Raw genomic sequence first — 12,431 nt, forward strand, 5'->3', positions numbered from 1 at the left:
GATTTTTTATATTAGTAATTATGTATATCTACTCTAATATATGTCTTCAGTAGTCCTCACTCTTTCTAATTTATTATTTTCATCATAAATTACTTCGTAAAATTGATTATTAATTCTTGTTTTAAAAATAAATTGCTTCTTATTGTATTGATTATTTTGTTCCACAAAGAATACTTGATTAACGTGAATATCGAACCTTTTAGATATTAGTTCTTTAGCTTTTTTTTCTAAAGTATTATCTATTTTCTGACCAACAACAGCAGACTCCTCTCCCCCAAATAAATCTTTAATAGCTGTTAGAATAGTGAGCGCATCGGCTGCACCACCTATTAATATCAGTATATTTGAAAAACCTCCACTTGCACCTACCTCAATAGATACAGATTCCCCTTGATAAATTTTGTAACTAATGTTTTTTTCATTTAAGTAGTTAAATATTTTTTCAGTATCCTCAAACGATAAGTTTAATCCTTGGGAACCGATTCTAATCATTTGAGAATTAATGTTCTGAGTTAATCGTGTGGAATTATCAATAATATTTACTTCTTCAAAGTTATATAAATATTCCTCAAAAGAAACCTGTACCTTCTTTATTATTTCTGCTTCTTCAATACCATAACTTTTTGGTATATTTAATACTTTGTATATAACCGATAGAAAACCTTCATTATAAACTATGTCAGTTGAATTACGATGAACACCACTAGAAAACATTGTTCTTTTCAGTTCTGTAACTACCTTTTTAAAATCTTGGTATCCTGTCGATATATTTTTTTCTAATAATGTTTTTTCACCTAATACTTTATACTCAATATTTTCAGATAATTCTACGAAATTATCATATTCAATAACTAACTTTACTTTAAAAAGCATAGTATCCCTCCTATAACTTTCATTTTGGATATGCATATTAAGTTGAATATTTGTTTCGTATACACAAATATTCAACTCAAATTTTTATTATTGTATATGGTAACGAAATACGTTAATACTACCAAAACCTCATTTACTTATGATACGGTTCATTCCGATTGATCTTAAACCCACGATAAATCTGCTCAATTAAAACGAGTCGCATCAATTGATGAGGCAGCGTCATTTTGCCAAAAGAAATCTTCGTATTGCTTCGATCCATTACATCCTTGCTTAATCCTAAAGAGCCGCCAATAATAAATACCAAGTTACTCTTCCCTTGGATCCCTAATTGATTGATCTCCTGAGCAAATTCTTCTGAAGTACGTTGTTTTCCTTCAATAGCTAAGGCAAATACATGAGCTTGGTCTGGAACTTTAGCTAGGATGCGTTCGCCTTCTTTATCTTTTACTTGGATCATTTCCAATTCACTCAGTTTTTCAGGCGCTTTTTCATCTGGAACTTCAATTAATTCTAATTTACAAAATGGTCCTAATCTTTTTGCGTATTCTGCAATGCCCATTTTTAGATATTTTTCTTTTAGTTTTCCCACTGTTATAATTTTGATATTCACAGTTATCCCCCTTTAATCACATGTTGTCCACAGAAGTTATCCACATATCCACAATCCAGCATCAACATTTAGTATACGAATATACGTTCACTACAAAATATAGTTTGTGGATAAATTTTTATTTGTAATTATCCACATCTCTTATTTTCGTTAAACTATTTTCAAAAGCATGCCTTTACAAGGTTTTCGCCCTTGTTTTTCTACTTTCCCTTGAACTTATACACAACTGTTAACAACTTTGTGGATAAGTTTTACAGCCCGTAAATTTAACCTTTCTCCTTATTCTACAAAAGTTATCCACAAAAAGCGACCTTTACTTTAATTTATCGACAGGCATCTATTTACCACAAGACAAAAAAAATAGGAGTGGGATACAGGTGCCCACTCCTATCTCTTTTACTATTCTATTTTTTTACCGGTGAACTTAACAGCGTTCTACATCAAGTCACTAGATGATGTCATGACTACATTTAGAGTCATTCGTTCTCCGCCTCTGTAGACTTCTATTTCTACTTCTTGGCCTACTTCTGTACCATAGATAGCTTGTCGTAATTCAATGGTGTCGGTGATGTCTTCTCCATTGAATCCTACAATAACATCGTATTGTTCCATACCGCCTTGTTCAGCTGAGGATCCTGACTGAACTTGAGCTACCACTACCCCTGAATTGATATCATCAGGCAATTGCAATACAGTTGTTTGTTGTTGTTCTGAAATTTGGCTTAGATCCAATAAGCTGATTCCGAGTACCGGACGAACCACTTCACCATTGGCTTCCAATTCAGCAATGATATCTACTACATCGTTACTTGGAATAGCGAATCCCATACCTTCTACAGTATCTGATGAAATTTTCATTGAATTGATCCCAATGACTTGTCCTGCAATATTCACTAATGCCCCACCAGAGTTACCGGGATTGATCGCTGCATCGGTTTGAATAGCTGTCATTTCCCAATCTACTTCTCCGTTAGCATCAATATCCACTGGAACACTTCTGTTTTTAGCTGAGATGATACCTGAAGTAACAGAAGAAGCATAGTTGGTGCCTAATGGAGATCCAATAGCTAATGCCGGCTCTCCAACCGTCAACACATCAGAATCGCCGAACTCAGCAACCGTCGTTACATTTTCAGAAGAGATTTTCAAAACAGCCAAATCTGTCCAAGAATCTGATCCCACCAATTCAGCTTCTACTTTAGTACCATCTTTTAACAATACTTCAATAGCATCTGATCCTTCGATAACGTGGTTGTTGGTAACAATGTATGAGGAATCCCCATCAGTTTTGTAAATGACGCCACTACCTTCTCCAGCAGTTTGCAACTCGCTGTCTTCGATGGATGACTCTTCGCTTGCACCGAAAACTCCACCAAATCCTTCTGTATTTTGTTGTTGCATATTGATAACTGAAACAACCGAATCTTCTACTTTTGCCACAGCATCTGTGATTTCTGAAGTAACTTCTACGCGCATTTGTGTGGTTTCTCCATCTGTTTGAGTAGATGCAGCATCTGAACTAGCTCCTTCATCAGAAGTCGCTTGACAACCTGCAAGTGCCACAGCAGTTAAACCGAATACCAAACTCTTTTTTAATGTATCTTTCACCGCTCATTCACCTCTTAATATAATTTGTTTGTAACTCTATTCTACAAATGAGTTTTGAATTTTATATGAATCCTTTGAGATAAAACAACATTTCTTATTCTTTATTCTATCATAAAAAAGAAAATTCCATGAAAATTAGCTCTCCAATTCAACGCTTACTTGATCCAATAGACAAAAATGAACCTCTATTTTAAGAGAGGTCCATCCTTTTTTAAACTATGAATTTATTTCAAGGTGTTTGTATAATATCGAATAACCAAAAACTGAATAACTTATAGGAATGCTGATGCGTAACATTAGGATGTTTCGCTTGAGAGAAGCATCTTTTAATTCGGACAGTTTAAAACGATACAAGTTATGCTTCAATTCTTTGAGCTGTTTTTTTCCATTTGGTTTATATTTGTATCCAACCAGAAGCAAATACAGATTCAAACGCATATACATTTCTTTGATCCGCCATAATAACTGAGTAGAGTGTATTTTTAATCGATCCATTATTTTTAGTAAAGCCGCTAATCCGGAAAAGTAATTGTCATAAAACTCTTTTTTCCATACATGATTTTCTGTCATATAATGATACTTCGATTCTGGCACACACAATATTGACTGACTTTTAAAGTAAAGTTGGCAGCAAATATCCAAGTCTGCATATAAGTGCAATTTTTGATCAAACAAAATCATTGTTCCGCTTTTAAATAAACTAGCTGAAAAGAGCTTATTGCATAGGAAACTTTCTGTCCGGTTTTGCAATAACATCAAATTGATCGCTTCTTCCGGACTTAACAGCCGGATCACTTCTGGACCAGGAGGAAAAATCAATTGATTTCTTATTTCTTCCGTGTAACGACAGATGACAGCTTCTGATTGGTACTTATCCAGCATAGTCATCAGCTGCTCAAACATGTCTTCATCTATCCAGTCTCCAGGATGAACAAATCCAATATACTCGCCTTCTGAAGACAATACACCTATATTACGAGCCGCTGATATCCCTACTTTATTCGTGTTGATCAAATGAAACCGTTCGTCCATTTTACAATATCTTTCGCAAATGCTTCTGCTGGAATCACTGGAACCATCATCGATCAAAATAATTTCTATCCGGTGATACGTCTGATATCGTAAACTGTTTAAACACCTCACTAAATGCTTTTCAGAATTATAAACAGGCACGATAATAGAAATCAATTTCTCCACCTCCTTCAAAGCATTAATGCAGGCTCATCACTGTGCTCAATTTTCAATCCCATAATAATGGTATGCAGCATCTGTTGATCTTTTTTTGTCATTATACACCGCTCCAATAACATTTGCCTGAACGTGATCCAGTAACTCTTTTGCTTTATATAAATTATTTTTTTCAGCTACTCCATCTCGGATCACAAAAATCGTTCCGTCCGTTTTATTCGCCATTACTTGGGCATCCGTAACAGCTAAGATAGGAGGCAAATCAAAGATGATCAAGTCAAAAGAATCCTTTAATCGTCTCAGCAATTGATCCATTCTATTAGAAGCCAATAGTTCCGATGGGTTTGGAGGAATGATTCCGCAACTCAGGATGAACAGATTCTTAATGACTGTCTGGTGAACAATGTCCTGTATCCTCGTTTGATCATCAGTCAGTAAATCGGTCAATCCTTTATGGTTTAATACGTTGAACAGTTGGTGCACACTAGGATTGCGCATATCTGCATCTACTAAAAGAATTTTTTTGCCTTGTGAAGCAAATACTACAGCAACATTTGAAGCTACCGTCGTTTTTCCTTCTCCTGGACTTGCAGATGTAAACATCAGTGTCTTAAATTTTTTGTCTACCATCGAAAATTGGATATTCGTTCGAAGCGTTCTAAATTCCTCAGAGATAACTGAACTGGGTTTCATCAATGTAATCAAACTGTTCCCTTCTTCATTGTGCTGCGTTTTCTTTTGTCTAAACATGGTTAGGCTCCTTTCTAGTCACACGTTTTATTTCTACAGGATCTTTATTTCCTTTCATTTGAGAAGAAAGAAGCTGATCGGAATGGATCAATTCTTTTTTAGACAGGGTAGATATACTTCCTAATTGAATCCATCCTAACTGATCCGCAGCGAAATTCTCATCATGAACTTTTGTATCGGCCACAAATCGGAACAGAATCAGCCCTGTACTAAGTGCAATTCCTGCCGCTGCACCAATGACCATATTGAATAAGTAGTTTGGTGAAACTGGAGCAGAAGGGACTGTAGCTAAGGACAAGATAGCTACGTTGTCTATATTGATGACAGATCCTACATTGTCTTTAAAGACTGCAGCAATCGTATCTGCTATCAAGGCCGCACGTTGAGGGTTTGTATCCATAACCCGGATCCCAAATATTTGCGAGTCTGATTGAATGATAATTTCCATTTTGTCTTTTAGCTCTTCTTCAGAAAATCTATCTCCCAATTCTTCTTGTACTTTATCTAGCACTACTGGATCTTGGATAATGTCTCGATAAGTATTGATCATTTGAATATTTGTCTCGATTTCTCCCAGTTCTATAGCTTGGTTGGTTTCTGTTGCTCTACTGACCAAAAGATTCGTTTCTGCGCTATATTCTGGTTCGATGACATAAATGGTGATAATGTGCGCGCTTCCTATTCCAAGCAGCAAAAATAATCCTACCCAATACCATTTTTGCTGCAATAAACGAATCCATTCGGCCATAGTGATCATTCTGTCCATTGGAGTTCCTCCTAATTTATCAGCTTTTATATGTTTGCCTATGAATTGCACCAAAGAAAATGTACCAACAGAATTTTAATTCTCTTCATGTGAATGTGTACCTTTAGGGTTGCAGGAGTAGGATCTTTGGGTATGTAGTGAGAGTTTTGGGCGATGTAAAACCATTAAAAAAATGTTTTTTTAAGAGAGTATCTCCAAGAATCCAACGGCGCACTCGATTCCGTTAAAAGAGGGGCGAGGTGTGCTTGGTAAGTCTTGAGGAGAATGATATGAACAGCTTTTAAAAACTTCATTCTTGAAGATACCCGTTGGTGAACTAATTTAGAACATTAAACAAATTTGTCTAATGGTAAAATACAGCACAAACAAACAAGCCTGAATAATGTGTAAGAAAATAACAGTGATCTGTGAAATATTAGAGAGTAAAAATAAGAGGCATGAATATGGTATGTGTGATTAGAGGAAGAACGTTATTAAACAATAGCCCATAAACATGATTAAATATCTTAAGTTGTTGACCAAAGTCTATCACGGTTCATTTTAAAAAGAAAATAGGAACTAGTAAGAACAAAATTTTTTTTTATATTTGTGACAAAAAAGCGAACAAAAACAGGTTCTACAATATTTGACGTTGGTAAATAGAAAATGCACTTCTTTTTAATTCTAATCCTAATGGAAACACATTCCTAGAAATTTCAGGAGCAATCCCTAGGCCGGAAGAAATTTCTTTACTAACATTAGAATGATGAAGAATCCAAAAAGGAAGATGGTCCTATACCACCTTCCTCTACTACTCGCTATTTTAAATGGTTCTACAATATTTATCGTTGGTAAACAGAAAATCATTTATTCTTAACCCTAAACCTATTAGAAACCATTTCTAGTAATTTCAGGAGGAATATGGTGTTGCTTATAGCCTTGAAACTTCCGGCTCAAGGCGTTCCCATGGCTTTCCATAAGCTGCCCTATAGGACGGAGGAAATTTCTTTATTAACATTAGAAGACAAAAAGCTTTTTAAATAAGTGATTACAAAGAGAACAATAAAGAAGCTTCATCTGGATCGGTATCGTAAAGCTGAAATGCTTCACCGACACCTTTGCCTTTTTCTCTTAAAATACTTTCCACCGTACCATAAGCAATTTCTTTCATGTTATTGTCCTTGCTTAAATGACCCAGATAGATTCTTTTAGTATTGTCTCCAATCACATCACTAAGAGCTAAAGCACCATCTTCATTTGATAAGTGACCCTTATCGCCTAAGATGCGCTGTTTCAAGCTCCATGGGTATCTTCCCATACGAAGCATATCCAAGTCATGATTGCTTTCAAATAGATACGCATCCGCATTTGACACGATTCCTCGCATACGATCACTGACGTACCCAGTATCTGTCAGCATCACGAAAGATTTATTGTCTTTATGGAAACTGTAGAATTGAGGGGCTATGGCATCATGTGAGACACCAAAGCTTTCAATATCTATATCACCTATTGTCATTGTTTTGCCCATCTCAAAAAGATGTTTTTGCTCTGTTTTGATATTTCCAATGATAGGAGACATTGCTTGCCAAGTTTGTTCATTAGCATAAATATCTAAATTATATTTCCGAGCCATAACCCCTACTCCATGAACATGATCCCTATGTTCATGAGTAATTAAAATACCATCTAATTCTTGTGGAGTACGGTTGATTTGGCTTAATAATGCAGTGGTTTTTTTACCGCTAAGTCCACAATCTACAAGTAATTTCTTTTTGTCGGATTCGATATAAGTAATATTTCCTGAACTTCCGCTTGCCAGAATACTCACTCTTAATCCTTCTGTTTGCATTGCCATTTAAACCCTCGTCCCTTTTTGATCTGTTCCTGTTTGATTATTACTCATCAACACTAGTCGATTCACTCGACTCGCTGCTCGAATCTGAAGGTGTTTCCTTGCTGCTTTCTTGAATAACACTTCCGTTTACTGCATCAACACGTTTCAGTACACCATCTGTACTGGTTACCACTTCTATCAACCATACCGGCACATACATGCTCAAATCTTCCAAGTTCAGCGTCCGGCTGTAAGTTAATATCGGTTTACTCACTTCAGCCCCAGTAGGAATTTCATTATTTTGATAAAGGATTTCTACGGCATCTTGATCTGTGATCAAGGTCCTGCTTTCTCCTTGTACTGTGATCGGTCCAACATATTTTTGTTCATAAGAAATGATTTCTTTATTTCCATTCAAATGGAAAATAATATCTGCTGTTCCATCTACAATAGGAATGTTATTTGCTATTTGCCCATAAATGATTTGTCTGGTAGAAGGAATATAACGAATGAATTGATATTGATCTCCATATAAAATGGCATCACTCAAGATAAATTCCGTCAACACTTCTAAATCACCAGATGTCAGTTCTGCTCCTTGAGACAATTTTATAGGATCTGACAAAATACTGGCATACAGTGACCCATTGTTCTCAATAATGCCTGTTTGATTAGTCAAACGGCTTGAATTTTCTTCTAACAGATTATTGATTTCTGCTTGAACATATGGAACCTCATGAGCCTCATCTGCAAAATTCGGCAATTCAATTCCTTCATCTTGCATTTCCTCAATCAAATCTACTTGATTTGTAGCAATCCCAGTGAAATCATTTTGGCTGTTATCTAAAACACGCCACAACAGATATCCGTTTAAGCATAAAAATGCAAGGATAAAGATGATTTCGATTTTTTTAAAATCCATCATCAACACCTCCTTTAGATGAGCTTATCAGCGTTTGAACGCTCATCCAGTTTCCATTAACTTTAACGTACCAATTAGGCTCTAGAGTAACAACTCGATTAGACTCATCACTGTAGTTCCACGTATAGCCTACTTTTATATCGTCAATATCGTTTAATGATTGCCCGGCACTGGCAAGAACTGACGTTAACTCATCTACAGCATACAGTTCTTTATCCGTTTCTTGATCCGAAATAGGCGTCTGTGCTACCACTGTCGGCATTTCTAAAGCTGTCATACTGTTATCGGAAACCGTGACAAACGTACCGCCATAGTCAGGTGTCCCGAAAATCGGATACCCTTTAATATAACGCCGGAATTCCACTTCATTAGTGACAGAAGAATATCCATAGTAATATAATTCGTTAGGCCAATGCTCATATTGAATCAATTTATTAAAACTATTCAATACAGTAGTGGACAAACTATCATTATCCGTTCCTACTTGGGGACGTGTATACGTTAAGATATCTTTCTCGTTGTCAATGCTCAATTCACTGAAATAATCATAGTAACGTGAAAGTTCTTCATTGATGACCGTTTGAATTTCTGAAGTATCATCGAATAAGCGCTCAATAAATAAACTATTCGGCTGCTCTTCGACTAGATAATTGAGTACGGGCAACTCTAGAGAGTTTACAGGCAAATAAGTAATGTGTTCCTTTAAGGAAACAGACTCCGCCTCTATATGACTACTTTCATTTTCTTTCAATGCAGTGGGTATTAAATCTGTATCTATATTGGACACTTCAGCTTCATAAAACAGCATTGAACGAGTATTGTAGAAATAAATAACTCCTGGGTTATCTAGAGAGAGATACATTCTATTAAAGGTTCTGTTTTCATACTCTCTTGGAAGAAAAGAAAAAGAATCTTGGTATAATCCAAAAGGAATAGCACTGGAGAAAATAAGTTCTACATTGCTTGCTTGGCTCACTGTATCGATATAATTTTCGCCATTCATTGTAATAGGGTCTGTTACATCATTGACTTCAAAATTTTGAAAAGCAGTAAATAAACTGCTTAAAACTGCTTTATTTTTTGTAATAAATGTTCCTTGATTCGTATGTTCAGCTACTTCAGTTGGACCAAAGACAGTGGATAATTGACGATCAAAAGTAACGGAAGACACAACCGGTGCCTCATTGTTCTCAGTTTGAACAACATAGCCCCCTGGATTACGCCATAACAGGACCGTTAAAAATAAACTAAGCACAATTAAAAGAGTCAAGACGATTTTTCTTATTAACGGCCAATTCATTCCCAATCACCTTCTTCATATGGAACATATGGCAGAGAAATATAGAATGTAGTTCCTTTTCCTTCTGTACTATCCGCCCAGATCTTTCCTCCATGATGTTGAATAACTTCTTTAGAAATAGCTAATCCTAGACCCGTTCCTCCCATTGATCGTGCTCTTGCTTTATCGACACGGAAGAAGCGATCAAATACATGCAATAAATCTTTTTTCGGAATACCCATTCCTTGGTCCGCAATACTTAACACTACACTGTTATGTGTTTTAACTAAGCGGCACGTAATGATTCCGCCATCAGGAGAATATTTAAAGGCATTATTTAAAATATTGTCTAATACCTGCATAATTCTGTCTGCATCGATCTCTACCCAGATTTCTTGTTTCGTGATTTCCCGCTCAATAGAGTAATTTTTAAGCGGCTCATCTGTACTGGTTTTTATCATCATTTCAAAGCGATCCAGAACATGGTGGAATAATTCATTCAAATTGATCAATTCTAATTGAAGATTGCTCTTTCCAGAATCCATTCTGGATAATTCCAGCAAATCTTGTACCATTCGAATCATACGATTAGTCTCTTCTTGAGTAACTTTTAAAAATTGGGGAGCAATTTCTTCATCTTTCCAAGCTCCATCATTCAAAGCTTCCAAATAACTGCGCATACTTGTTAAAGGAGTTCGTAATTCATGTGATACATTGGAAACAAACTCTTTACGCTCCCGTTCAATTTTTTCTTGTTCGGTTACATCGTGCAGCACACAAACTAACCCACTGATAAATCCAGATTCTCTTTGAATCAAAGAAAAACCGCCTCGTAAAATCACTTGATTGTCATTAGTAGAAAAATCGAAAAGAAGTTCTTCCTCTATTTCTAATAACTGTCTTAAAGTCATTTCGCTATTCAAAATATCCATAATTAATTTTCCAAAAGCTATTTCCTGGGAAATATTTAACATTTCCTGTGCTTTTTCGTTAATGATCACAACTTTTCCCCGACGATCGGTGGCAATAACGCCATCAGTCATATGAGAAAGCACACTGTTTAGCCTTCTCCGCTCTGCTTCCGTGGTTTCTTGTGCCTCTTCTACTCGAGTAGACAACTCATTAATAGCATTGGATAACTGGCCTAGCTCATCTTCTCCATAAACTTTTAATTGACCGGAGTAATCTCCTTCTGCGATTTGAATCGTTTGTTGTTTCATTTCTGAGATAGGTTTAGTGATAGCTCGTGAAACAAATTGCGCTAAAATAATCATTAACACAATTGCAATCAACGCTGAATTAATAAAAATAATACTGATTTCATTCACTTGTTCATAAATCGTCTCGATATTCGTTTCCAACATAATAACCCCTAAAATATCAGAAGAATCTTCTGCATAAACAGGAGAAACCAACTTCCATCTACGGTCGTTGGTTAACGGGTCGAGGTACTGACTAGTCACATTGTTGCCTAACAACAGCGATTGATGGACATCCGAATCTGTGGATTTTCTTCCGATCAATGACTGTTGCGTATTGTCACTTGTACCAATAATATAATATTCTGGATCAACAACTTGTACCTCGACAACCCCACTACCCGAGAAATCTCTCAATAAGTTCGCTATACTAGCTCTTTTATCAGTATTCTCTTCATCTAATAAAATGGGTTGCAACGTATTCTCTAAGAAATCAACTTGTATCCGGCGATCCTCTTTAAAATTGTCTACTAATTGGTTTTCTAGTTGTGTTACAAAGTTTGCGCCAATGATTTCCAGCGTTATTGTCAACAGAAGAATAAAAATCAATACAATTTTAAAATTGATGGATTGGAAAAATTGAATTCTCTTTTTCATTGGTTACTCCTGTTCAGGGTTTCTTAAATAGTAGCCTACACCTCTTCTAGTAATCAACCATGTTGGATGACTGGGCTTATCTTCTATTTTTTCTCTTAATCTTCGTACCGTAACATCAACAGTTCGGACATCACCAAAATAATCATATCCCCAAACCGTTTGGAGTAAATGTTCTCGGGTCATAACTTGTCCTAAATGTTTCGCTAAATAATGCAGCAATTCAAATTCACGATGAGTCAGTTCAATCGTTTCTCCACGCTTAGATACAATATAAGCGTCTGGATGAATCACTAATGCTCCTACTTCGATATCAGTTGAAACTTCTTCCTCTACTTGAGGAACTTTACTGCTCTGTCTTCTTAAATTAGCCTTTACACGTGCCACTAACTCTCTATTTGAAAATGGTTTTGTCACATAATCGTCCGCACCTAATTCCAAACCTAATACTTTATCGATTTCAGCATCTTTAGCTGTTACCATGATAATCGGCATATCATGCGTTTTTCGAACTTCTCGACATACTTCTAAGCCATCCATTTTAGGCAGCATTAAATCAAGTACAATTAAATCCGGTATAATTTCTTCTACTTTTTCGACTGCTTCTTCACCATCATAAGCAGTGTAAACATCGTAACCTTCTTTAGTTAAATTAAATTTTATAATATCTGAAATCGGCTTTTCGTCATCTACGACCAATATCTTTTTCATCTTTTATCCTCCTCGATATACGAGCATTTATCTATGAAAAATTAGGTATTTT

Annotated in this window: 11 protein-coding genes; all 11 read right to left on the reverse strand. The window is 35.9% G+C overall.

Annotated features, from left to right (window positions below):
* Positions 1-33 precede the first annotated feature (33 nt).
* The 11 genes from ACEN4L_RS06450 to yycF all read right to left on the reverse strand — a co-directional run bounded on the left by ACEN4L_RS06450 (position 34) and on the right by yycF (position 12,379).
* Positions 34-873 carry a hypothetical protein gene (locus tag ACEN4L_RS06450; RefSeq protein WP_407096346.1) on the reverse strand — a complete coding sequence of 280 codons (840 nt, stop codon included), beginning with the start codon at positions 871-873 and terminating at the stop codon, positions 34-36.
* Positions 874-1,006: 133 nt separating this feature from the next.
* Positions 1,007-1,486 carry a 23S rRNA (pseudouridine(1915)-N(3))-methyltransferase RlmH gene (rlmH, locus tag ACEN4L_RS06455; RefSeq protein ID WP_407096345.1) on the reverse strand — a complete coding sequence of 160 codons (480 nt, stop codon included), beginning with the start codon at positions 1,484-1,486 and terminating at the stop codon, positions 1,007-1,009.
* A gap of 435 nt (positions 1,487-1,921) precedes the next feature.
* Positions 1,922-3,094: a S1C family serine protease gene (locus ACEN4L_RS06460; RefSeq protein WP_407096344.1), complete on the reverse strand. Its 1,173-nt coding sequence runs from the start codon at positions 3,092-3,094 to the stop codon at positions 1,922-1,924.
* A gap of 216 nt (positions 3,095-3,310) precedes the next feature.
* Positions 3,311-4,282 (reverse strand): glycosyltransferase family 2 protein, encoded by a 972-nt coding sequence (locus ACEN4L_RS06465; protein ID WP_407096343.1) that lies wholly within the window; start codon positions 4,280-4,282, stop codon positions 3,311-3,313.
* A 45-nt stretch (positions 4,283-4,327) separates the two neighbouring features.
* Positions 4,328-5,032 carry a CpsD/CapB family tyrosine-protein kinase gene (locus ACEN4L_RS06470; protein WP_407096342.1) on the reverse strand — a complete coding sequence of 235 codons (705 nt, stop codon included), beginning with the start codon at positions 5,030-5,032 and terminating at the stop codon, positions 4,328-4,330.
* Complete coding sequence (locus ACEN4L_RS06475; protein ID WP_407096341.1) at positions 5,025-5,798, reverse strand: YveK family protein; 774 nt, start codon at positions 5,796-5,798, stop codon at positions 5,025-5,027. Before ACEN4L_RS06475 ends, ACEN4L_RS06470 begins: the two co-directional genes overlap by 8 nt.
* Before the next feature lie 1,027 nt (positions 5,799-6,825).
* Positions 6,826-7,635 carry an MBL fold metallo-hydrolase gene (locus tag ACEN4L_RS06480; protein WP_407096340.1) on the reverse strand — a complete coding sequence of 270 codons (810 nt, stop codon included), beginning with the start codon at positions 7,633-7,635 and terminating at the stop codon, positions 6,826-6,828.
* A 40-nt stretch (positions 7,636-7,675) separates the two neighbouring features.
* Positions 7,676-8,536 carry a two-component system regulatory protein YycI gene (locus ACEN4L_RS06485; RefSeq protein WP_407096339.1) on the reverse strand — a complete coding sequence of 287 codons (861 nt, stop codon included), beginning with the start codon at positions 8,534-8,536 and terminating at the stop codon, positions 7,676-7,678.
* Positions 8,526-9,836 (reverse strand): YycH family regulatory protein, encoded by a 1,311-nt coding sequence (locus tag ACEN4L_RS06490; protein WP_407096338.1) that lies wholly within the window; start codon positions 9,834-9,836, stop codon positions 8,526-8,528. Before ACEN4L_RS06490 ends, ACEN4L_RS06485 begins: the two co-directional genes overlap by 11 nt.
* Positions 9,833-11,671 carry a cell wall metabolism sensor histidine kinase WalK gene (gene walK / locus ACEN4L_RS06495; protein ID WP_407096337.1) on the reverse strand — a complete coding sequence of 613 codons (1,839 nt, stop codon included), beginning with the start codon at positions 11,669-11,671 and terminating at the stop codon, positions 9,833-9,835. Before walK ends, ACEN4L_RS06490 begins: the two co-directional genes overlap by 4 nt.
* Before the next feature lie 3 nt (positions 11,672-11,674).
* Positions 11,675-12,379: a response regulator YycF gene (gene yycF / locus ACEN4L_RS06500; RefSeq protein ID WP_407096336.1), complete on the reverse strand. Its 705-nt coding sequence runs from the start codon at positions 12,377-12,379 to the stop codon at positions 11,675-11,677.
* Positions 12,380-12,431 lie beyond the last annotated feature (52 nt).

This window comes from Desemzia sp. FAM 23988 (genome assembly GCF_045528365.1).
In the GTDB taxonomy this organism is placed as follows: domain Bacteria; phylum Bacillota; class Bacilli; order Lactobacillales; family Carnobacteriaceae; genus Desemzia.